The sequence below is a fragment of the Bradyrhizobium sp. URHC0002 genome (genome assembly GCF_054059515.1).
This window is the reverse complement of record NZ_JBSSCF010000001.1, coordinates 7,839,902-7,862,800: the sequence shown is the minus strand read 5'-3', so window position 1 is coordinate 7,862,800 and position 22,899 is coordinate 7,839,902. Positions and strand designations below refer to the sequence as shown.

Genomic DNA, 22,899 nt, shown 5'->3' with positions numbered 1-22,899 from the left:
GGGCGGCGCGCGGACTCGCCGGATGGAAGACGGCATCCTACCGCTCCCGCAAAGACTCCTGCTTGTATCTTGCCAGCGGCGAGAGAAGATAGCTGATGATGGTTCGCGAGCCCGTCTTGATCTCGACCGTCACGGCCATTCCGGGCCCAAGCTTGACGAGTTTCTCGTCTACTTGCATGGCCTTGCGGTCGAGCGAGACACGAGCGGCATATTCCAGCTCCTGACCTTTCGGCTCGCTGCTGTTCGTCGCCGCGCCCATGGCCCGATCATTCGAAGTGCCCTGTTGCCGGTCGCGGGTGATGGCGTCGGACGAAACGCTGAGCACTTCGCCATGAAGAAGCCCATAGCGCGTGAAGTTAAATGTATCGATCTTGATCTCCGCTTTTTGTCCCGGATGCACGAATCCGATTTCGCGGTTGGAAAGCATGGCCTCGATCTCGAGCTGGCTCTCGCTCGGAACCACTACGGCGAGCGCCTGGGCCGGCGTCACCACGCCTCCCACGGTATGAACGGCGAGCTGCTGCACGACGCCATCGACGGATGCGGTCAAACGCTGGAGTTTCGTGCGCCGTTCTGCCTTGATCGCCTCCTGCGCAGCGCTCGCGGTTTTCTGCTCGGCTTTCGCAAGTGCGTCATAGGTCGAGCGCCGATATTCCGCGGCGGTCTTTTCCCTGGTTTCCTTCAGCAACGCTGTGGCTGCATCGGCTTCGCGCAGCCGGCTCTGCTGCAGCAGGAGGTCCTGCTGAAGACCGACCAGTTCCTGGTATTCGGAGAGATAGACGACCTTCGAAGCCAGTGCCTTTTCGACCAGGGTCTTGCGGATGTCCACGCGCTCCTGCAGCACGGGTATCGTCGCCTGCAGCTTCGCGACGCTCGCCGAAGTGGTTCCGCGTTCTGCTTCCTTCTGGCTCTGCTGGCGTTCGATCTCGGCGAGCTTGGCATTCTGTTCGGCGCGCTGGCTGATCAGGAACTGACGATGCATCTCGATCTCCGCCTCGCTTGCGCTCTGCGGCGGCCGGAAGGCGGCAAGCGGATCATCTGCGAGCGCGGCACGGAGCCGGGCGACTTCGAGTTCGGCCGCGAGGAGATCGCTCTTCTGGCGTTCGTTGTCGGCTTCCGTCATCGTCGGATCGAGTTCGATGAGAACGTCGCCGGCCTTTACGGTCTGCCCGTCGCGGACGTGGATGGCGCGAACGACCCCCGTCTCGAACGGCTGGATCAGCTTGGTGCGACCGCCCGGCACGATCTTGCCGGTCGCGGTGGCGACGATATCGACGCTGCCGAACGACGCCCAGGCCAGCGCGAAGCAGAAGACCGCGATGATGCTGGCGCCGATCGCGCGCCCGATCGGCGACGGCGGCGTTTCAGTAATCTCCAGCGCTGCTGGCAGGAACGCGATTTCCTGCTCGCGGCGGCGAGCCGGAACCGGGGGTTTCGGAAACGGGACGATATTTCGGCTAGCGGACGTCATGGATACCGGCCTGCAGATAATGGAGGTTTGCGTAACGTCCGTTCGAACGGATCAGCTCATCATGGTTGCCGTCCTCGACGATGCGGCCATGCTCGAGCGTGATGATCCGGTTCGCATTGCGCACGGTCGAGAGCCGATGGGCGATGACGAACACGGTCCGGCCGGCGGCAATTCGCTTCATGTTCTGCTGGATGGCACGCTCGCTTTCGTAGTCGAGCGCGCTCGTCGCCTCGTCGAGGATGAGGATGCGCGGGTCGGTAATGAGCGCACGTGCGATCGCGACACGTTGCCGCTGCCCGCCCGACAGGGTGCTGCCGCGTTCGCCGACGACGGTGTCGTAACCCTCGGGCAGTTCCAAAATGAAGTCGTGAGCGCCGGCGAGCGACGCCGCCTCGATGACGCGTTCCATCGACATCGTCGGATCGGCCAGGGCGATGTTCTCGCGAATCGAGCGGTTGAACAGCACGTTCTCCTGAAGGACGACACCAATCTGGCGCCGCAGCCAGGTCAGATCGACCATCGCGAGATCGACGCCGTCGACCAGCACGCGTCCGCTCTCCGGCACATAGAGACGCTGGATCAGCTTGGTGATGGTGCTCTTGCCCGAGCCGGACGAGCCGACGATGCCGACGACCTGGCCGGGTTGGACACTGAATGACACATTGTGCAGCACCTCAGGGCCGTCGATGCGGTAGCGGAACGTCGCGTGATCGAACGTGACCTGGCCGCGGATCGGCGGTAGTGCGGCGCGGCCGGGACTGAAGCTCGGCTCCGGGATGGTGTTGAGGATGTCACCGAGGCGATCGACCGACAGGCGGGCCTGATGGAAATCCTGCCACATCTGGGCGAGACGCAGCACCGGCGTGCTCACACGTGCGGCCAGCATGTTGAACGCGACGAGCTCGCCGACGGTGAGATCGCCACCGATCACAAGCCTGGCGCCGAAGTAAAGCGTTGCCGCGATGACCAGCTTGTTGATCATCTGGACCGCCTGGCTCGCCGTATTGTTCAGGCTAAGCACGCGGAAGCTCGCGCTTACATAGCCGGCGAGCTGCTCCTCCCACCGGCGCTGCATCTGCGGCTCGACCGCCATGGCCTTCAGCGTCTCGACGCCCGTGACGCTCTCGACCAGGAAGGCCTGGTTCTCGGAGCCCCGATTGAACTTCTCATCGAGGCGACGGCGAAACAGCGGCGCAGCCAACACGGAAATGCCGATGTAGAACGGGAATGACGCCAGAACGATCAGCGTCAACGTCGTCGAGTAGTAGAACATCACTACAAGGAAGACGATCGTGAATAGCAGATCGATGACGAGCGTAAGCGCCGAACTCGTCAGGAACTGGCGGATATTCTCCAGTTCGCGGACGCGCGCGACCGAATCGCCGACCCGGCGGGCCTGGAAATACGCGATCGGTAACGCCATCAGGTGACGAAACAGCCGGGCGCCGAGCTCGACATCGATGCGGTTCGTGGTGTGCGCGAACAGATAGACGCGCAGCGTCTCGAGAACGGCCTCGAACACGGTCAGCGCGACAAGGCCTATGACCAGAACGTCGAGCGTACTCATGCTTCGATGCACGAGCACCTTGTCGATGACCACCTGGAAGAATAGCGGTGAGATGAGGGCGAAGAACTGAAGGAAGAACGACGCGACCAGCACTTCGCCGAGAAGACGGCGATACTTGTGGACCGCGCCGACAAACCAGCCGATATCGAAGCGGCGGGAGAGATCGCTCAGGGACGCGCGCCGCGTCATCAGGATAATGTCGCCGTCCCAGATCGCCTCGAGCTCGGCCTGCGTCATTGTTTCGGGGCGGGGAGACACTGGGCGCTGAACCATCAGCTTGTCGTCGACGATCTGGCCGAGGATCAGGAAGCCGCCGTCGCGCAGCAGCGCGATGCCCGGCAGCGGCGTGACCGCAAGCCTGCTCCAGCTCGTCTTCTGTGCCCGCGCCTTGAGTCCGAACTCCTTGGCGCAGCGTAGGATTTCGGTAACACCGAGTCGCGCCGCGCCCATGCGATGCCGGATCTGTTCCGGATCGGCGGCAACGCCATGGCAACGCAACAGGATCGTTACGGCCACGAGCCCGGATTCGTCGCCGCTCTCCAGTTCGGTGCTCGCAACCTCGGATTCGGATATGGCCGGCTGGACAGACATATCGCTTCGTTCGCTGAAGCACATACCCATCAATGTATCGCGGGCATGCATCACGGTGTCGCGAGCACGCATCGCGACGTCGACGGCGGGTCGCGCCAGACCACGCACGAAGACGCTCATGTCATCGAGGGCGTGGAGTATCCGATTGGCGACGTTTTGCGATCCAGTGAGGATCAAACGACCGTCCCAGATTTCCTCGAATTCGGTGCGCGTCAACAACTCCGGACGCGACGCGGTCGGACGCAGCACAAGCGCTCCGTTGTCGTCAACCTTGCCGAGAAGCAAAAACCCGCCGTCACGCAGCGCTGCGATTCCCGGCAGCTTGAGGCTGGCAAGTCGGGTCCATTGCGCTTTTCGCGAACGGACCTCGACTCCAAACTGGCGCGCGCAACGAAGCAGTGCGCGGATACCTATCGTGCTGCTTCCGCAGCGATCGCGGAGCTGATCGGGCTCGGTGTGGACGCCATGAAGGCGCAGGAACAGAGCCAAGGCTCGAAGCCCATGGTCTGCGGCGTGGGCATTCCCATTCTGCATCGCCATAATGTTTTAACTCAACCCTTCGCGGCTACCGGCCGCGTTTGTTGTTCCTTCTCTGCATTCCCAACTCTTGGTGGTGCCCCACCCAGGCGCGGATGCGCCTGGGTGGGGACGCGGGTCAATGCGGTCTGGCCAGGAGCCCTTCCTGACCAAAACCGGCCGCTTGCGACACGGCCGCCACGATCTGCCCGGAATCCGTCCGGCCAGAGCCACCGGCCAGATACTGGTTCAGCAGCGCGAAGCTCTGGCTTGCCAGGGATGCCGTGGTCGTACCTGTCGCAAGCTGAGAACTGGTGACGATCGCCTGCGGACTGGTGGTCGCCAGCGTGCTGGTGGCCGGCTCCATCTGCTGCTGCAGCAGCGTAAAGCCCTGGTTCGCCAGGAACCCTGCGCCTCCGGCAGTCCCACGCGGATGCTCCGTCGCGGCTACCGGCTGCGACGTGGTCGGCGCCGCAGTGCTGGTGACCGGGTCCAGGCGCGGCTGCACCGCAACGCCCCCGAAACCTCCCGAGCCCGAAGCGGGAGGATTCGTCACGGTGGGGGTCTGCGGCACCGTGGGCGTCTGCGGCACGGTGGGGGTCTGCGGCGGCGTCGTGGGCGTCGTGGGCGTCGTAGTCGCAGATCGCGTATCCGTCACGGTGATGGTCTGCGGCGCGGCTGACGTCACAGCGCCGGTGACCGGGTCCGTCGCATTTGCGGTCAGTGTGAGCGTAGTTGCGGGATGAACCCCGCGACCGTAGTTGGAGTGCAGCTCCAGTCCGCTCGCGACCTGCGCAGCCGTCAGGGTGATGCTATCTCCCCTGAACGTCTGACCATCGAGCTTGTCGGTGATCGTATCATAGCTCGACAGGCCCGTGATGGTCACGGTCACGCGATCGTTGGTATCGGTCGTTGTCACCTTGGTTCCCAGGTCGACCGTACCGCCTCTGCCGCGCACCGAGAGCGTGTTGTCCGCGACGGTGAGGACCGGCTTGGTGACGGATGATATGGGGGTCGTCGGGGTCGTTGGGTTGGTTGGCGTAGTTGGCGTAGTTGGCGTAGTTGGCGTGGTTGGCGTGGTTGGCGCCGTCGGCGTCGCATCGATCTGCAGACCGGTGAACGTCTTCACCGCACCTGAGAGGTTCGCCGCAAGACCGGAAGTATCCTTGATGCTGGCTCCGCCAAGATTGACGCCGGTGATCGCCAGCGCCGAGGTGTCCTTGTCGGTCGGTGCGACGGTCGTTTTGAAGGTGAGCGAACTCGTGCCCGAGCCACCGACATAGATGGCCGTTCCGCCATCGTTGAGCGACAGCGTAGGCGTGCCGCTGACGATCACGGCCTCGCTGAAGCCGAGCGTCATTGTGATGGTATCGCCGTTATGCCCGACTCCCGTCCCCGGTGAAGCGGACGCTTGCGTCACCGTCGGCGCGAGGTTTACCGGGATGGTTGGCGACGTGGGTGTCGTCGGTGTCGTGCCGCCCACACCCTGCCAGCCGATCGCCTGCGATCCGGTGACCATCGTGAAGTCGCGATAATCGACGGCGGCTGTCTCGGGCGCCGTCGAGCGATAGATGCCGTATACCCAATAGGTGCCTTCCCCATAACCCAACGGACCCTGGTAGTTCACAACCTGCTTGCCGTTGATCGAGACCTGCAGGTACCCGCCGCCGGTGTTGGAAAAATTGGCTTGGACCTTGATGTCGTTGTAGACACCGGTCTGGATCGGATTCGGGTCGGTCCAGAGCGTGAGCATATGGAGATCGGATGAGGAATTGCTGGGGTTCCCGCCGGGCTGGGTATAGCGGGCGACAATTTGCAGATGGTCGCCGTTCATCTGGATCGCGAACGGCGGTGAGGTCCCTACGCCGCTCGCATCGTCGTCATTGTGCATTTGACCGACAACAAACCAGCCGTTCGAGCTGTTTTGACTGTTTACAAATGACCCATTGGGCCCATTGGCCTCCACCATGAACTGATAGTCCATGGCAATCGGAGTACCGGGCAGGATCACTGCACCCCCCCAGTTGGTCGCGACGCCCGACGAGCTATCTTGAATTTCAGAGCGATCACAGTATGAGCCATCACCCGGTGCCCAATTGTCGCCCTGGCGGACCTCGAACCGCAGGGTCTGCGCGTCGGGGTTGGTTATACTATAGCTATAACCCTCCGACTCAATGTTGTACCTGTCGCCACCGACGGTTAGCGGGGTTCCGGGCTTGGTCTGGAAATTCGTGATTGTGCCGGTCGTACTCAATTTCAGGCCTCCATCGAGAAGTTGCTTCTCGTATCGGTGATGTTAACGAGGGAATTCCACTGCCGCGCACACGGTGACGCGCGACATACTGCATGCTCGCAGCGCGTAGCACCGCGAACAGAGTTCATGTGCCGCGCATCGCAAATGGCGAGTGACGCAGCGCATGGCCGCAACGCACCTGGCGCCGCGAACAGATTTCAATGGCAGAGTGGGATTGCCCCCCCAACTGCACAGCCGATTGGTTAGTTAGGAAGTGTGGCGAAAAAAATTTCAAAATGTGATTTTATGCACACGTAATGCCCACGTATGGGGCGACTACACGTGCGTCATGTATGGCGCTGAAAACATGCACTATTTCGGCTGCCAATCGAACAAAAGTGAAGGGGGCGGTGTTGTGGAGAAGTCGCGAGCGCGGTGGAGTGCGAGATCGAGTTCCTGTCTTCAAGACGGCATCTGTCGGGCGCCAGCTTCAGCCGGCTGATCTGAGCGCGGTTTGGCCTGCACCAGGACATGCGGACGGTTCTGCGCGCCATATCGCGGCATTCGATCGGCGGCATCCCTCATGAGATCCTTTGCGACCGCATGAAGACGGACGTCATCGGCGAAGCCGGCGGTGGCATCGCCTACAACCGAGCGCTGATCGACTTCGCCCACGCGCTTTACCGATGGTCAACTGCGCGCGGAATCTCCTCAGAAGCGGCGCCGCTGCCCGTCATCTCCTTCTCGTCCATATCGAGGGGATCTGGTTGTTGGGAATACGATCGGCGGATCGAATGATTAATCGACCATATCTCTGGTAACTGCTCCGTCCCAGATCGTGCGCGCCTTCCTATGCGCCATCCTCCGATAAAGGCAGTGATATGCGTTACACATCGCATCGAGCGAGAATGCTGTTTCAACACGCCGACGCCCTTCGATACCGAATTGATCAGCTAGCGCACGGTCATCGAGGAGTCTGAGCACACGATCGGTCAGCACCCCAGCGTCGTGGCTCGGCACAAGAAATCCCGTCTGGCCCTCCAGGACCAATTCGGGAGTGCCCCCATCGTTTGTCGCTACGATTGGCTTACCCAATGCCATGCATTCGGTAATTGCGTTGGAAATGCCCTCGCCGTGTAGACGGGCGTCGGTAACGAGAACTCCGACAGTGAAGAGATTAGCGATGCTTTCTATATCTTTCCGCTGCCCCGGAAACTTTATGCGCAACGAATGTTCTGGTGGGACGCTATCGCGCACTTGCTGCAACGTTTCACCGGTGCCGACAGCCAGAAAAGTAACATCGTCCCTAAGACGGCAAATGCGGCATGCCATCTCGACAAAGGTTGCGTAATCCTTTCTGGGCGCGAAGTTAGCAACCATCCCGACAATGTGGGGTGTCGCGATTCCCAGGTTGCTGCGAAGTTCTGCCGCGTCCGTCAGGTTGGAGATTCTTGCAGGATTGAACCCATTGTGGATGCATAGACCTTTGCGCTCGGGAATACCGTAGGCAGCCAGGCCCGCATGCGAATTGGCGACAACGACGTCTGAAAATGGGACCGTCAGCTTGCCCCATACATAGTTTTTATTCCACAGCGTCCCATGCGACGGCGCGTCTCGCACGAAGCCATTGATCAAGGCTGTACCGCACAGTTTCGCAACCGGCGCTGCATAAATGGAACACATCGAGCCCCAGGAGTGAATGATATCTATTTTCAAATCAGAGACCAACTCGTACAAACTTTTGAAAAGGCGTAAATCTCTCTTGCCTCTCCGATCGAGCTGAATAACTTGCGCGTGTTCACGGTCGATTTCGAAACGATCATCCTCTTGGTCCGTAACCGCGACGAATGATTTGATGTCACGGTGAGCGAAAAGTCCCCGCAACAGTTCGACGATCTGTCGTTCTTTCCCTCCCGGGCCGAGACGTTCAATAAGGTGCAGTACACGCATCTCAGCGCTCTCCCGAGCGGATTGATTCAGTCCACGTCGCAATGAGGCGGTTCAACGCAAAATTCACCGTTGGGAACCCAGCAGCATGTGAGCCGCCGATTGAATGCCGCTCATACGCGCCTCGAACCTGGCCCTCGTTTCGAATTGCCCCCCAACGCCGATGCGAGGAAACGCAAAATGATCTGATTTGAGATCGGATACTTGCCCGTGCCGCGTTGTTACTGCGGTCGAAAAGCCTACTTCCTTCGCGAGATGTGCTTCCCGAGGACCACATGCTCTGGAGTCGCCGTAAGGATAAGCGAAGTGCCGAACCGGAAGCTGCAGTAATTGCTCCAGATAGCGGCGGTTATCCGCCATTTCGTCTCGCGCTGAAAGAACCTCCAGTGTCGACAGTGCTGCATGCGAAGCGGTGTGCCCGCCAATTGACGCGAGAGGGTGCCGCGCCAGATTTTGAAGCTCGCGTTCATTCAGGAAGTATGCCTCATTCAAAGCCGGCAGCGATATTCCCGCCCTGTTGAACGTTGAGGCGAGCTTTGCAGTCCGGTGATAATCTTGGTGAATCCAGTCAATTACCTTGCATAAGCCCGACAGCTTTTCGCGCAACCGGGGGCAGTGGAACCGCATGTCCATCGCATCGATCGTAACCGTGTCTGCAGAGCGAAATAATTCACGCAAACCCAGCCACCACGATGGCAACGTTCGTGTTGGGGCGCCGGTGGGGACGTACACCATGAACGGGGCGTTGTGTCGCTCGAGGATTGGAAGCGCGGTCGCGACATTGTCTCGGTAGCCGTCATCAAAGGTAAGCACCGCATAGCGGCCCCGTCCGGAATCAGTGGCCAGTCGCTCGAGACATGTTTCGAAGCTGACAATCTCCCACCCTTCCTGCCGCAGCCAATTGAGTGCATGCTCGAAAAGGGCGACTGAAGCCCCGGTCATCAATTCCGAGCGAGAATCTTGTTGAATCTCATGGAACATCAGGATGGCTGCCCTACCAGCAAAAATCCTGCGGAAGGTCGGCATTAGCCCAGACCAATGAGCCAATTGGATCACGCCGTCCTTGAGAGCCTCCTTCACTTTAACCCCCATCAGAAAGACATTGTTCGCCCTGGAGAATTGACCTCACGTCTCCGATTGCTTTTTCGGTACCAAGTCCGCCGAGGGTGTCTCCCACGACCACGGCGTTAGTGTGCGCGGCACTGCGCTTCGAGGCTCCGCCGGCCGATGCAGGTCCATGCCGTCGCATTGTCGTCATCCGCTCCGCAGCAAACGCCTGCCCACCGTCCTTGCCCTGAAGTTGGAGAGAACGTCGGCATATACCCCGACGATCTTTTCCACGGTGAGCGCCTGGTCGTACCTCGCCATTGCGGCCCGCCCGCGGAACTCGCTGCTCCGCGACCAGTCAAAAACCTCTCGAAGGTTGCGGGCAATCGTTCCGGCGTCCTGCGGACAGATCCGCGTTCCCGCGATGCCGTTTAACAGCTCGCCAACGTCGCCAACCTCCGTCGCCACCACCGGACGATTGCACGCGAGAGCTTCCTTGATGGAGGTCGGCGACCCCTCATAATCCGAGCAGAGAAGCAGGGCGTCGGCCGCGCTGTAGTACCACGGCATTTCGCCGTTCGGCACGTTGACAACCGCCATCAACTCCGCGTCGACGCCCTCCTGCACGAGCCGCTCGACTGACGCTCTTGCCAGATCGTATCTCTTTTCAGGGCGCGCCGGATCAAATGGAAACAGAACGATACGCTTGTCTTTCGGCCACCCCAGCCGCGCTCGTGCTTTGTCGCGATCGTACGGCTTGAATACGCCGAGGTCGACCCCGCAGGGAATCACGATTCCCGGAATCCGTCTCCGCAGCCCCTCCGAAACGACTATGACGGCATCGGCGAAATACGACACAGCCCGCGTGCTCAGCCTTTCAAAGGTACTCGTTCCAATGACATCGGTCCCGTGCAGCGTGATGACGAGCGGCGCCTGCAACCGAAACATTGCAGGATATGCCGAATAACCGTAATGCGCATGGACGATGTCGTATGCCACCGCGCTCGTCATTCGCATGACGTCAAGAGTGCCCCTCAGATAATTCATCTTGGACTGGGATCCGAGAATATCGATGACGTCGACCGTGTGGCCGAACCGGCGCAACTGCTCAACCTGCTGGCACACGAAGGCTCCGGAGCCCGGTCTCAGCGGACTCGGATACATGTTGGTGACACAGAGGATCCTCACGATTGGTATTCCCTCGACGCTTGGCACGAACTGCCAGCGAGTCACTGGTCTGCGCCGCTAACCTCTTTGAGCCGTCGTCGGATCTCCGCCGGGACACCCATCACGAGCGAACCGTCGGGCACGTCCTTCGTCACCACCGCACCGGCGCCGACGACGGCGCCAACGCCGATTCTGACGCCTGGCAGTAGGTTGGCTCCCAGGCCGATCGCCGCGCCGCGCGCGATATGGGGCCCGAGCATGGGCGAACCGTCGTAGCCGTTGCGGCCGATCGCATTGTCGTTCGAAGTGCCGACGCAGCCCGAAATGAACACGTCGTCTTCGATCGTCATGTTGCCAGCCAGCCAGCTGTGATCCTGCACCCGGACGCGATCGCCAATTCGCGTGTTGTAATTGACCGTGACGTAACGTCCGATGACGCTCTTCGAGCCGATCCGCGATTGTTCACGGATCGAGGCGCCGTCACCAATCAGGGTCCCCGCGGCGACCGAGACGTCGTAGAAGATTACCGCGTGCGGTCCGATGGAACAATCGGCGCCGATGTCGACCCATGCCTCGAAACGCGGCGGGCGCGACAACGCGCCGGCCCCCTTGGGCGCCTTGCCGATATAGGCTCCCGGGAAGATTTCGACGTTGTCCCCGATTCTTGCGCCGCTCTCAATCACGACATGCGGGTGAATGACCACCCCGTTGCCGATCGTAACACCAGGCCGCACCACGGCGAACTCGGCGATCGTCACGTCCGTACCGATCGCCTCGGTCTCGACAACCGCCAATGCACTGATTCGATTCATTGCAATGCCTTCCCGCCATCGGCGTGCAGCGCGGCGGGCGCATACGTCAACTTCTGCGGCAATTTCTCGTGATCGTCCCGCTCGCCCGCAGCGCGCACAATCGCAGCGACACGGCGCACCTGGTCGCGCGCGAGTTCGGGGAACATGGGCAGAGACAATGATCGAGCGGCCATTGCTTCGCAGCACGGCAGGTCGCCCTGCCTGTAGCCGAGATGGACCAGAGCGGGCTGGAGGTGGAGCGGCAACGGATAGTGGATCCCGGTCGCCACGCCGGCCTCGCCGAGCTTATTCCGCAGTGCATCCCGCTCGTTCGTGGTGATCACATACAAATGGTAGACGTGCGTCGACCCCTTTCGAACGAACGGCGTCTTGATCCCCGACTGCGCCAACTCAGCCGCGTACCACTCCGCAGCGCGCCGCCGATTGGTGTTCCATTCATCCAGGCGCCGGAGCTTGATCTGCAGGACTGCCGCCTGGAGAGCGTCGAGCCGGCTGTTGAACCCGATCTCGGCGTGGCTGTAGTGGGTGGTTCGACCGTGGTCACGCAGTCGTTCGATCCGCTCCGCAATCTCGGCACTGTTGGTGGTTATCGCTCCGCCGTCGCCATAGGCCCCGAGGTTCTTCGCCGGATAAAAGGAGAAACACGCGACATCGCCGAGCGCCCCGGTTCGGACCCCCTGATATTCCGCCCCGTGCGCCTGGGCCGCATCTTCCAGTACATAGAGGCCGCGCCGCCGTGCGATGTCCATGATTGGACCCATATCAGCCGGCTGGCCAAAGAGGTGGACCGCGATGATCGCTCTTGTACGATCCGTCAGGGCGCGTTCGATCATCTTGGGATCGATCGTGTGGGTGTCCGGATCGATATCGACGAACACGGGCCGCGCTCCCGTCGCCACGATGGCGGCCGCAGTGGCGATGAAGGTATGGGCGGTTGTGATCACCTCGTCGCCATGACCGATACCCAAGGCCCGCAGCGCCAGATGAAGCGCGTCCGTGCCGTTCGCCACACCGCGCGCATGGCGCACCTGGCAATACGCGGCGAAATCTCGTTCAAACGAGGCAACCGTCTCGCCGCCGATGAACTGCGCGGAGTCGAGAACGCCCCGAATTGCTTCGGCCACCTCGTCCTTTAGCGTCTCATACTGCGCTTTGAGATCGACGAACGGAATATGCATTTTTCGAACCTCACGAGAATTCGTATCTGTTTCTTGAAAACTTCATCGGGCACCGCGACCGCGCAGCACCGCGGGAAACGTCAGGGCAATCAACTTCAGGTCGGTCCATAAGGTCCAGTTCATCGCATACTCGACATCCATCTCGAGCATCGCCTCGGGGCCGACACGACCCCGGCCGCGCACCTGGCAAATTCCGGTTATTCCGGGCTTCACAATGTGACGTTTATGATGCCAGTCCCGGAAGTATTCGAGTTCGTAAGGAATCGCCGGCCGCGGACCGACGATGCTCATTTCGCCGCGCAATACGTTGAGGAGTTGAGGCAGCTCGTCGAGGCTGGTCCTCCGCAGCCACCGCCCCACGCGCGTCACGCGAGGATCGTCTGTCAACTTGTATGGGGCATCGGGGTCGTTCGAGAGGGCTTCTTTCGCCCAAACCCGCCGGATCGCTTCGCGATGGACGTTTTCGTCGGCGTTGTGGCGGAGCGTCCGGAATTTAAGGCAGTTGAACAGCTTCTCGTCTCGCCCGATCCGACGTTGGCGAAACACCGCGGGTCCGGGACTGTCGAGATGGATTGCTATCCACACCAACACAAAGACGGGGGCCAGCACCACGATCGCGAGAACGCTGATCGCGACGTCAAGCACCCGCTTGCCGAATTCCCGCGGGGTTGCCTTCCGTCGCGTGGCTTCATGCGACGGCAATTTCGGGACCTCCCGCCGGCATGTTCCGCCGCCGAAATATCCGTTGATCCTTACCGTTGCTGCCGCGTTTGTTGTTGAGCCGTAGACTAGCCGATGCCGCCTCGAGCGCTTCGACAACGCGCAGCCCATGCAATCCGTCCGCGCGCGGCCGTTCCCCAGTCATGATCGCGTTGACGAAATCGAGTACCTCGAGTTTCAGCGGTTCGGTGCTGGATATTGCGGGGATATGCACGTCGCCATGATGATAGGCCGACTGGAAGTCGGCGTAGGAGTCACCGTCGATCCGCGGCCTGAAGCGCTTCTGGTAAACGCGCACTTTCTCGGACGGCTCCACGTCGTCGAACACCAGCATCGCATCGCTTCCGACGACCGTGATCTGGCGCACCTTGACCGGGTCCAACCAGGAAACATGCACATGGGCGGTCGGACCGCTCTTGAAGCCCATCTTGGCGTAAACGACGTCCTCGACGTTGGGCAGAACGTGCGCGCAACCCCAGGCGCCGATTGTTTGCGGCACTTCCTCCAGCAGGGCGAAGATGATCGAGAGGTCGTGCGGCGCCAAGTCCCAAAGGACATTGGCGTCCTGCCGGTAGAGACCGAGATTCAGGCGCCGCGAATCAATGTAGTAGAGCTCGCCAAGAGCGCCACTCTGGATCATCTGGCGCATGACACCCACCGCCGGATGATACTCGAACGTGTGCCCGACCATCAGCACACGCTTGCGCTCTTCGGCGATCGCAATCAACTCGCGGCATTGCGCGCTCGTCATAGCCAATGGCTTCTCAACGAGTGCGTGCTTTCCGGCCAGGAGCACCGCCCGTGCCAATTCAAAGTGCGTCTCCACAGGGGTGGCGACAATGACCCCGTCTATGGAAGGGTTATTCAGTACCGCGCCGATATCACGCGAAACGGCGACAGACGGATATTGTGAACGGACATATTCCAATCTGTCAGTGCGCGAGTCAGCGGCCATCGAAAGCCTTGCGTTGCGTATATCGCAGCTGACACGGATGTGTTTCGAACCCCAGTAGCCGCAACCGATGACGGCGAGCGACGGGCCGCCGTTCGCGGTCCGAATTTTCACGTCCTCACGATCATGGTTAGTCGCCATGTTGGCTCCTTGTTTGAAGGCCGTTAGTGTGCGTTCATTCAAGATAACCGATTGGGCGCGGGCGCTGCCGAAGAACACGGGTTACGGTCTACTCTTTTGGGGTACACAGGTCGGAATACCACCGCTTGCGCGGGGTACCGCGCAAGACCGCCAAAAAGGGTTTTGTCTTCCAGCTGTCATGCGGCACCTCGGCTTTGAGCCGCTGGCCGCGCGGCGCCCAACCTGGCAGCGGCGCGATTTTGGCTCTCCAAAGTCGGTTTCTTGCAGCGCGAAAGAGGACGGTCCTGCGTGCAACCATGTCTACAGGATGGGTGCCGCCGGTAGCGCTATGCGACGCCTGGCACAGGGAGATTAAACGACGTGCGGTTTCGGCGCGCTCCCGCACGTCTGTCGCGGCTTCCGCGGAACCGCGCGAAATTCGCCGCGGGCCCGCTCCCTCCCGTAGCTCCGCATGCGCTCGCGCGCGGCCTCGTCCTCAAGCAGCACCACGATTCCTTCGCCGAGGGCCTGCGGCGTCGGGTTTTGGCGATGATAAGGATCGGCTCCGTATCGCCCAGCGCAGATATGTTGGCCGACAGGACCATTGCGCCTACGTCCTTCAGTGGAAACCCGGCGACCTTTCGTATAGGACTCTCCAAAGAAGAGCACGATCTCGAGGCCGCGGATAATCCGCAGGATGCCCGATGGCCTTGCCGAAGGATGATGCGACAACCCGGGGATGGAATGCCGACGCCATGAACACAGGTTCTTCGATCGCGCTCTTGCTCCGCAGCGATACTCCATCGCCCGGCGATGACAACCTGACGGATATCCTCGATTTTTTCGAAATTCCATGGACGGCGCTGACAGTCAGCGAAGCGAACGGAGGCAATGTAGCTTCACTGACGGCAAATCATCCGCAGTTCTCCATCCTGACGTCCGCGCCCTGTCTCGCCGAAAGCCTGCAGTCCTGTAAGGCCGGAACGTTTCCGGCTTGGTTGGCGGCAGCCGCTTCCGTGTTCGTCTATGGATTTAAAGCTGCGGATCCCTGCCGAGCTCTACTGCGCCAGATCACGGGAGACCCGGAGGCGGACATTCGCGGCATCGACGCGCGGCCAATAACCGTGTCCGTCACTGATGCTTTTCCAGACATGTGCGGCCCAATGTCAGGCCTGCGGATCCAACTGGCGCCCAGCGCCGCGGATACGGCGCTTGTCATCCGGCATGGCGGCGAGTTGCGGAGCATCGTCGGGGCGCCGGAGGGACTCCTGTTCGCCGGATTTGTTCATTCCGGCGTGCGCTTTTTTGCCGATGCGTCACTGGCGATGGTGGACGTTCGCGAACGCGCTGCGACCTATTTTGACGTGAAGAAGCGTTTCGCCGGTGCGGTGCCAATCGTAATGTATCTGAAGTGGTCGTTCCGCGACGTCTGCTGGACCACCTCCGAAACAAGCGCGTGCCTGATCATCGACGATCCACCCCTGAGGCTACGGTACGGCTTCCTCGATTTTAGCGAACTACTGCAGTTGGCAAACAAGCAGGCGTTCGCGACGACCGTCGCATTCATTCCATGGAACTGGCGACGAACAAATCGCGACACCGTTGCAGCCTTTCGGCAGAATAGCGGAAAACTGTCCATCTGCGTGCACGGCTGCGATCACACCCGTGGTGAATTTGCGGCCCGTTCGGCCGATCTACTCGACCGAAAGCTGAAGACCGCCAAGATGCGGATGCAATTCCTGCTCAACAGGACCGCGCTTGAGCACGACAACGTGATGGTTTTCCCGCAAGGGGCATTCTCGCGCGAGGCAGTGTCGGCTCTCAAGCGAAATGGCTTCGTCGCGGCAGTGAACACGGAAGTCGCGCCGGCCGATAACGGGTTGAATGAAACGACGCTTGCGGACCTGTGGAGTGTCGCCATCGTCCGATATGGGGGATTCTCGATTTATACCCGGCGGTACATTCACCACGGCATTGAAAACTTCGCATTTGACGGAATCCTGGGCAAGCCGTGCTTCGTTGCCGCGCATCACGACGTTTTCCGGGGCCACGGCAGCGAATTGGCGGCGTTCCTCCGGCAGCTTGCATCCTTGCGGTGGAAACTCTGCTGGCGGACTCTCGGGGACGCCGTTTGCCGCAGCTACAGCATTCGACCCGACGGCGGAACGATCATCGTAAAGATGTTTGCCGAGCAACTCCGCATCGAAAACATGGAGGCGGTGACGCGCCGGATCCGTGTCGTGAAGCAGGAATCACAGGTCGTTTCTTTGAAAGATATTACAGTCAACCAAGACGTCGTCGCGTACGAACACATGGATGGATGTTTTCGAGTGATCGTCGATATCCCGCCCGGCAGGACGGCGGATATACGCTGCGTTTATCACGAACAGCCGGATGCTTTCCCGGCTTCGGAACCGGTCTCATATCGACTTGGGGTGGCGGTTCGGCGATATCTATCCGAACTTCGCGACAATTACGGGCACCTCTTTCGTTTTGGCGTATAGGACACGATGCTCTTGGCTTGAGGGCCCTGGCACATCGCTTCGAGTTCCGCTGCTCGGCCTCGAGAGGGGCATTGCTCCCGCTCGTCCTCACGAGATCCGCCGGCTTGGCTGATGGAAGCGTCAGGTCGGCTGGGTCGCTACCCGCGTTCTCTGCAAGACGATGATCGGCGCGACTCCAGGAGATGAATCGCCATCACGCCTTGATGGCCATGAGGGATTTGACAAATCCAAATGACCACTCCCGCTCGATTGTGGCGTCGGGAAACATCTTCGAAAATTCGCCGATGGTCAGCAGCCGCCAGTTTGGAATGGCGCGCGTGGGCCAGAACGGGAATGTGTGGGTGAACCGCAACAACCGAACCAGCATATGGCGTGGCAGGAACACGACGATGCCCGGCAGCCAGCTGTGGCTTTCGATGATGAAATATTTGTAGGGCGTCTGGACGTAGTATTTCTTGGCGATGCGGCGGATCTCGTCCGCGAACACACATTGATGCTGGTGCGCGGCCCGATCGAACTCTGCGTCGTTCATTGTCCGATCGATCCTGTACGTGGGGCCGATGACATACTGGATCACGGACGAGCAGAAGACGACATCGAACTGCTTGTCACTGAACGGCAGGGTGACGTCCTCGTCGCGGAGTTGCATGGTATCGTACCCGTATCGCTGCCGCGCCAGCTTGAGCTGATCCTCCATGATATCGGCGATGACGACCCGCTTGTGGTCCGGGAAGATGGAATGGAAATGATCTCCGGTCCCGCCGCCGAGATCGAGGACGATGTCGTCGGGTCTGAGCTTGATGTGCTTGGTGAGCAATGCCGCACGTCTGGCCCGGGTCCTCGTGGAATAGCGCGCTTCGATGGCTGTCACCCATGACGTCGCACGCCCCGGTGACGGCGTCGGATCATTTGCTGTGGGGTGTTGTATTGTTCCAGTGTCCCTACTTGCGCTACCTGGGCTTTGTCGTTGCATTTTCCTATCCACCCACTTGCGGAGGCAAACTACGCACTTGCACCGATTGAGCGCAATCGGGTTCCCATAATCACAAGGGCGGTTCCTATCAGCAATAAAAGGGTAGCCCCGCGGGGGCGGGCGTCGCGGTTTGCAGCGCACCAGCCTACAAAGGCCCTCGAACTGGACGAATTGGTTGCGTTCACCGGCCGTGTTGATGATGCTACACTATTTACAATACTCTCCACTGCAGACTTTTTGCGTAAATCCGGATCGCCCCAGCTCGATAATCAACGATGCACAAGATCGTGGAATCTCTAATTCACAAAGTCACACAACCCGCCTTCCTCGATTCCGGTGAAGGCTAAAAACCCCTAATCCTATGCCCGCTCCAGTAGTTGCCGATGCCGTCAAACCCGCCCACGTCCGCGACGGCGCGACCGCCGCTGCCAGCCGTACCGGCGCCGGCAAAAAAATCTGGATCGACCTGGAGAACACGCCGCATATTCCGTTTTTCAAGCCCATCATCCGCGAACTGGAACAACGCGGCTACAGGGTCGTGCTGACCGCCCGCGACGCGTTTCAAGTGTGCGAGTTGGCGGACAAGTTTGGATTGGCTTACAAAAAAGTCGGCCGTCACTACGGCAAGAACCGCCTCCTCAAGGCGTGGGGGCTCGCTTGGCGCAGCCTGCAATTGCTCGGCTTCGTGCTTAGGGAGCGTCCGATCATGGGATTGAACCACGGCGCGCGCGCGCAGATCGTCATCTGCAACCTGTTCCGCATCCCGACGGTGATGATCATGGATTATGAACACTCCAGGACACCGGCGATCGTGGCTCCGCGTTGGGAAATCGTTCCCGAAGTGTTGTTGAGTGAAAATCTTCACGCCAAGTCGAAAGAACGTATCCGCAAATATCGCGGCATCAAGGAAGATGTCTACGCGCCGGAATTCAAGCCGGACACCTCCCTCAGCAAGCAACTCAATCTGGGCGACAAGGAGATCATCGTCACGGTTCGTCCGCCCGCGACGGAGGCGCATTATCACAATCCCGAAAGCGAAAAGTTCTTTATCGAGTTCATGGAACGCGTGATGGTGACGCCCGGGGTGAGGGCGGTCTTGCTGCCGCGCAACAAAGCGCAGGAATCGCACATCCGCGCCAACTGGCCGAAGTGGTTTGAAGGAGACAAGGTCATCGTTCCCAAACAGGCCGTCGATGGCCTGAATCTGCTCTGGCATTCGGATCTCGTGGTCAGCGGTGGCGGCACCATGAACCGCGAAGCCGCTGCGCTGGGCATCCCGGTTTACAGCATTTTCCGCGGCAAAAGCGGCGCGGTGGATCGCCACTTGCAAAGAGAAGGCAAGATGGTGATCATCGAAACCAGCGCCGACGTCCAAAATAAGATCCTGCTTCAACGTCGCGACCGCAACACGGCGGCTATCGGAGGGGCCCGCAACGCTTTGAGCGACATCGTTCGCGAAGTGGAAGGCATCGTTCGCGCGGATTGCCGCAATTGATTCTCTGCTGCGCGCCGCAACGGACAAGGACCTTCTACGGCAAATTGTCCGACGGAAGAAGATTGGATTCCGGGCGGCCACCGGAGAATGGTTCAGAGGCCTTATCGTGAATTCGTTCTGGAAATGATGGTGAGCGAAAGATTGCCGGCCTCAGCAGCAACTGCTCGCTTCGCTCACCCTGGATGGCTTGCGCTTACCTCGAACCAGCACGGAACATCTGAGCTAGTTCTGCCGCACCATTTTGGCCGGAAGATCATTGTCGCGCACAGCAGGCGCCGGAGCTTGCCTCCCGTCAGGAAGGCTGTCCGGTGATCGCGGCACCAGGTTGGCGAGCTTCAGATCAGAACCACTGCGGTGGTGCCTGAACTCCACCTCGCAGCGGTCGGCCTTGATCAGATCTTCGAACGAAAGCAGCGGGGAGCGAAACTGCTTGGATCCGTAGATCTTGTGGTTCGAAAGAACCACCAAGGCGTCGGCCCATCCATCAACCTCTTCGAGGGGGAACAGCTCGAACTCCCAAGCTTTCACGAAGGGGTCATGGCAGCGGATTTGGTATCGTTCGGAGAGGAGGGTTGCGATCTGCAAGGCCGGGGTTTCTCGCGCATCGTCGACGTCCGGCTTGTAACTCACTCCCAACAGTCCGATTTTCCTTACGGACGGGCCGATTTTCCGCTTTATTCGCTCGACAGTGTGCTTTGGCATCTCGTCGTTCAGTTCGCGCGCCGCTCTAATGACATTGAGACCATCGATGTCCTCGGTCAAAAACCACGGATCGATGGCGATGCAGTGGCCCCCGACGCCGATTCCCGGTTGCAAAATGTTGACGCGCGGATGTTTGTTCGCAAGATCGATCGCAGTCGAGATGTTGAACCTGAACTTATCGGCAATCAGGGAAAATTCGTTCGCGAGAGCGATATTGACGTCGCGGAAAGTGTTTTCCATGAGCTTTGCGCACTCCGCGGTCACAAGGGTTGTGCTGTGAATCGCACCCTTCGTGAATGTCGAATAGAGGCGTTCCGCTCTCTGCGCTGCTTCCGGCGACGTGGCGCCGATGATGCGGTCATTGTGTACAATCTCATGCAGCGTATTGCCGGGAATCGCTCGCTCCGGGCAGTGCGCGACCTCGACCTTCAGATCTCTCGATTGGAGGATTGGAAGTACGATGTCTTCACAGGTCTTCGGCTTGATCGTGGATTCGATGATGAGAAGATTTCCGTCCTTCATCATGGGAAGCAGGCTATTCACGGCCGAAAGAACGAAGGACAAATCGCATTTCTTGTTTTCGTGCGGAGTCGGTACGGCCACAACGAAAACGTCCGCTGCCGCAGGTGCCGTCTGAGCCTTGAAGCGTCCAGTCTTCAAGGCCGCCGTTAGCAATTCCGGGATGCCGTTTTCTTCAAACGGGCAGAGACCGCTGTTAATCTCACTCACCTTCTTCTCGTTGAGATCAAAGCCGGTTACCGACACGCCCGCGTTCGCAAGCAGGAGCGACGTCGGAAGTCCCATATAGCCAAGGCCCGCAACGCAAACGGTATCCTGCGTTTGCGGAGCCGGCTGTACATGCTGGCCCACGACGATGTCGAGAATTTTCTCTGCGGTGTGGCCGTCTCCAAATGGATTTGTCCAAGGGGTTATCGGGCGATTGAGGGCCGCGACCATTGCCTCCGCGTTTCGGTGTACCAAAACATTCGCGCCGACGTCGACGGTTTCTGGACGCTCCGTGCGATCGCGAATCGTCACGCAAGGTACGCCGAGGATACAAGCTTCTTCCTGAATGCCGCCGGAGTCAGTAATGACGGCTGCGCAGTTCGAAAGCAGATTCAGGAAATCCGAGTATCCGATGGGGTCGGTCCAGGTCAGATTTCCAGGCAACTCAATGTTATTTTCCTTGAGAGCCTTCTGTGTGCGATAGTGGATCGGCCAGCATACGCGGTCGGGGATTTTCGCAATCAGTTGGATGAGTTCCTTCAGCGCATCCGGATCATCGACGTTCGCCGCGCGGTGGGACGTAAGGAGGTAATATCTCTTGGTTTGCAATTTCAGCGTGGAGAGAATCGTACTCGTTTTCTCGGCGTGAACCCGGTGGGAAAGCAGAGCGTCGACGATCGTGTTTCCGACTTTGAAGATCTTCGACTCCGGAAGTCCTTCCTTTTTCAGGTAGCCGACCTGCAAGTCGGTGACGGCAAAAAGATAATCCGAAATATGATCGGCGATTATCCGGTTGCTTTCTTCGGGCATCGTTTGATCAAACGAGCGCAATCCGGCCTCGACATGCCCCACCTTGATATGAAGTTTGTGCGCCGCTAGCGCGCCCGCCACCACGGTGTTGGTATCGCCTTGAACGAGCAGTACATCGGGCTTCTCCGACATAAGGATAGGCTCAAGCGCAATCAATATGCGGCCCGTTTGGTTCGCGTGACCGCCGGAGCCGACATTCAAATTGTATTTCGGCGCGGGCAGATCGAGTTCCGAGAAAAAGATCCCGTCGAGTTTCTCGGAGTAATGTTGCTTCGAGTGAATGATGAAGTAGTCGAGCTTTCGCTTCTGGCATTCGCGAATGACCGGTGCCATTTTGATGATTTCCGGGCGAGTGCCGACGAGAATGGCGATTTTCATCTGTTCTCCATGAGCGGCTCAAACCTGAGGGCCTGGTACTGATGCGTCACAAACTGGCTGCCACATCTTGGATCTTGTTTGAGGTCTGCGGCCCGGCGTACCGAACCAACCTAAGGATCACCATGCGCAACTGACACCAGACCCGGCATAATCGAGACGACGACGGCAGGGCACGGCATTGTCCCATCTCTAATCCCTCACGGCTGGGGATGATTTGTTCACACGCTCAGGTCCTCGCGAAAGATAACAATCGCCGTGCGTAGGCTGGTCGGATGGACGAACGTAGGATATCCAAGATTTGTCCCAGATGCGGACCCTTATGGGTTACCCCTGTCGGCTCCTGCTTCTCATGCGAGCGGACGATGCGGGCTCAGTCACGATGATCTATCGTCAGCCGTGATGTCAAAGCGCGCAGGCATTCCTTGCTCGAGCTGCCCGCTATGTCAGCACCGCGTGACGCGCACTCAACCTTCCACTCCACCGATCGTAGGGGAGGCCGCACGGGCAAGACTTTCCCCAGTCCCCCCAGTCGCCTCGCATTGAGCCGTTGCGTTCGGCGCTTTACCACGAGAAAGGCACGGCGGTGCGCAGTCCCTTGATCCGACCCTCAGGCTCGGCAACCCGGCTCCAGCGCGCCTCGATTTCATGGGCAGCGTGACGCTTCGCGGGTCCACAAGCTCGTAGGTATCGGCGACGAGCGCCAGGCACTCTCACGAGTGAAGTCGTCGACGGCGGCCAGAATCCGGATCCGTCGGCTGTCGGCGAACGCATCCGACAGAAAGTCGAGGCTCCAGCGCTGGTTGGCTCCTTGCGGGATCGCCAGCGGCGCCCTGGCGCCGAGTGCCCGCTTACGACCGCCGCGCCGGCGAACTTGTAGCCGTTCCTCGCGATCGAGACGGAACTTCTTGTGGTTCATGACAATTCCTTCGAAGCGGCGAACCGCTGCAAGTTCACCGCGCCAAGTGCCCCTGTGACCGGATCAATTGCGTC

At 59.8% G+C, this 22,899-nt stretch carries 15 protein-coding genes and 1 pseudogene; 3 read left to right on the top strand and 13 right to left on the bottom strand.

All coding sequences use genetic code 11. The features are described 5' to 3' along the window. Positions 1 to 37: 37 nt before the first annotated feature. The 3 genes from ACVWVY_RS37805 to ACVWVY_RS37795 form a co-directional block, all read right to left on the bottom strand. Positions 38 to 1,471, bottom strand: coding sequence for an HlyD family type I secretion periplasmic adaptor subunit (locus ACVWVY_RS37805; RefSeq protein WP_456631176.1), 1,434 nt, complete (start codon positions 1,469 to 1,471; stop codon positions 38 to 40). Next, complete coding sequence (locus ACVWVY_RS37800) at positions 1,458 to 4,118, bottom strand: type I secretion system permease/ATPase (protein ID WP_456631175.1); 2,661 nt, start codon at positions 4,116 to 4,118, stop codon at positions 1,458 to 1,460. The genes ACVWVY_RS37805 and ACVWVY_RS37800 overlap by 14 nt, the downstream gene beginning before the upstream one ends. A gap of 166 nt (positions 4,119 to 4,284) precedes the next feature. Further along, positions 4,285 to 6,399 carry a heparin lyase I family protein gene (locus tag ACVWVY_RS37795; RefSeq protein ID WP_456631174.1) on the bottom strand — a complete coding sequence of 705 codons (2,115 nt, stop codon included), beginning with the start codon at positions 6,397 to 6,399 and terminating at the stop codon, positions 4,285 to 4,287. A 510-nt stretch (positions 6,400 to 6,909) separates the two neighbouring features. On the opposite strand from ACVWVY_RS37795, the gene ACVWVY_RS37790 reads away from it, so the two are divergent. Continuing rightward, positions 6,910 to 7,176, top strand: coding sequence for a hypothetical protein (locus ACVWVY_RS37790; RefSeq protein WP_456631173.1), 267 nt, complete (start codon positions 6,910 to 6,912; stop codon positions 7,174 to 7,176). Here ACVWVY_RS37790 and ACVWVY_RS37785 read toward each other — a convergent pair whose 3' ends face one another. The 7 genes from ACVWVY_RS37785 to ACVWVY_RS37755 form a co-directional block, all read right to left on the bottom strand. Beyond that, complete coding sequence (locus ACVWVY_RS37785; RefSeq protein ID WP_456631172.1) at positions 7,177 to 8,328, bottom strand: glycosyltransferase; 1,152 nt, start codon at positions 8,326 to 8,328, stop codon at positions 7,177 to 7,179. 63 nt (positions 8,329 to 8,391) lie between these two features. Continuing rightward, entirely contained in the window at positions 8,392 to 9,405 is a 1,014-nt protein-coding gene (locus tag ACVWVY_RS37780) for a polysaccharide deacetylase family protein (RefSeq protein WP_456631171.1), read from the bottom strand. 174 nt (positions 9,406 to 9,579) lie between these two features. After that, the gene (locus tag ACVWVY_RS37775) at positions 9,580 to 10,497 is read right to left on the bottom strand and encodes a glycosyltransferase (RefSeq protein ID WP_456631170.1); all 918 of its coding nucleotides are present in this window, start codon (positions 10,495 to 10,497) and stop codon (positions 9,580 to 9,582) included. Between the two features lie 104 nt (positions 10,498 to 10,601). Beyond that, the gene (locus ACVWVY_RS37770; RefSeq protein ID WP_456631169.1) at positions 10,602 to 11,351 is read right to left on the bottom strand and encodes a hypothetical protein; all 750 of its coding nucleotides are present in this window, start codon (positions 11,349 to 11,351) and stop codon (positions 10,602 to 10,604) included. After that, on the bottom strand, positions 11,348 to 12,529 hold the full coding sequence (locus ACVWVY_RS37765) for a DegT/DnrJ/EryC1/StrS family aminotransferase (protein ID WP_456631168.1): 1,182 nt from the start codon (positions 12,527 to 12,529) through the stop codon (positions 11,348 to 11,350). The genes ACVWVY_RS37770 and ACVWVY_RS37765 overlap by 4 nt, the downstream gene beginning before the upstream one ends. A gap of 42 nt (positions 12,530 to 12,571) precedes the next feature. Then, positions 12,572 to 13,231: a sugar transferase gene (locus tag ACVWVY_RS37760; RefSeq protein ID WP_456631167.1), complete on the bottom strand. Its 660-nt coding sequence runs from the start codon at positions 13,229 to 13,231 to the stop codon at positions 12,572 to 12,574. Beyond that, positions 13,218 to 14,342, bottom strand: coding sequence for a Gfo/Idh/MocA family protein (locus ACVWVY_RS37755; protein ID WP_456631166.1), 1,125 nt, complete (start codon positions 14,340 to 14,342; stop codon positions 13,218 to 13,220). The genes ACVWVY_RS37760 and ACVWVY_RS37755 overlap by 14 nt, the downstream gene beginning before the upstream one ends. Positions 14,343 to 15,025: 683 nt before the next feature. Here ACVWVY_RS37755 and ACVWVY_RS37750 point away from each other — a divergent pair. Then, on the top strand, positions 15,026 to 16,825 hold the full coding sequence (locus ACVWVY_RS37750) for a hypothetical protein (protein ID WP_456631165.1): 1,800 nt from the start codon (positions 15,026 to 15,028) through the stop codon (positions 16,823 to 16,825). A gap of 193 nt (positions 16,826 to 17,018) precedes the next feature. Here ACVWVY_RS37750 and ACVWVY_RS37745 read toward each other — a convergent pair whose 3' ends face one another. After that, positions 17,019 to 17,696: a class I SAM-dependent methyltransferase gene (locus tag ACVWVY_RS37745; RefSeq protein WP_456631164.1), complete on the bottom strand. Its 678-nt coding sequence runs from the start codon at positions 17,694 to 17,696 to the stop codon at positions 17,019 to 17,021. A 463-nt stretch (positions 17,697 to 18,159) separates the two neighbouring features. Between ACVWVY_RS37745 and ACVWVY_RS37740 the strand changes: the two genes are divergently transcribed. Then, entirely contained in the window at positions 18,160 to 19,293 is a 1,134-nt protein-coding gene (locus ACVWVY_RS37740; protein ID WP_456631163.1) for a DUF354 domain-containing protein, read from the top strand. A 222-nt stretch (positions 19,294 to 19,515) separates the two neighbouring features. On the opposite strand, the gene wecB is transcribed toward ACVWVY_RS37740, so the two are convergent. Together wecB and ACVWVY_RS37730 are read right to left on the bottom strand one after the other, a co-directional pair. Continuing rightward, positions 19,516 to 21,909 (bottom strand): non-hydrolyzing UDP-N-acetylglucosamine 2-epimerase, encoded by a 2,394-nt coding sequence (gene wecB, locus ACVWVY_RS37735; RefSeq protein WP_456631162.1) that lies wholly within the window; start codon positions 21,907 to 21,909, stop codon positions 19,516 to 19,518. Positions 21,910 to 22,592: 683 nt separating this feature from the next. Beyond that, positions 22,593 to 22,837: pseudogene (locus ACVWVY_RS37730) on the bottom strand (IS3-like element ISMamg1 family transposase); the annotation flags it as partial. Positions 22,838 to 22,899 lie beyond the last annotated feature (62 nt).

Coding starts and splice junctions, on each gene's coding strand:
- ACVWVY_RS37805 (WP_456631176.1), bottom strand. CDS start 1,471: ATGACGTCCGCTAGCCGAAATATCGTCCCGTTTCCGAAACCCCCGGTT.
- ACVWVY_RS37790 (WP_456631173.1), top strand. CDS start 6,910: ATGCGGACGGTTCTGCGCGCCATATCGCGGCATTCGATCGGCGGCATC.
- ACVWVY_RS37785 (WP_456631172.1), bottom strand. CDS start 8,328: ATGCGTGTACTGCACCTTATTGAACGTCTCGGCCCGGGAGGGAAAGAA.
- ACVWVY_RS37770 (WP_456631169.1), bottom strand. CDS start 11,351: ATGAATCGAATCAGTGCATTGGCGGTTGTCGAGACCGAGGCGATCGGT.
- ACVWVY_RS37765 (WP_456631168.1), bottom strand. CDS start 12,529: ATGCATATTCCGTTCGTCGATCTCAAAGCGCAGTATGAGACGCTAAAG.
- ACVWVY_RS37755 (WP_456631166.1), bottom strand. CDS start 14,342: ATGGCGACTAACCATGATCGTGAGGACGTGAAAATTCGGACCGCGAAC.
- ACVWVY_RS37750 (WP_456631165.1), top strand. CDS start 15,026: ATGGCCTTGCCGAAGGATGATGCGACAACCCGGGGATGGAATGCCGAC.
- ACVWVY_RS37740 (WP_456631163.1), top strand. CDS start 18,160: ATGCCCGCTCCAGTAGTTGCCGATGCCGTCAAACCCGCCCACGTCCGC.
- wecB (WP_456631162.1), bottom strand. CDS start 21,909: ATGAAAATCGCCATTCTCGTCGGCACTCGCCCGGAAATCATCAAAATG.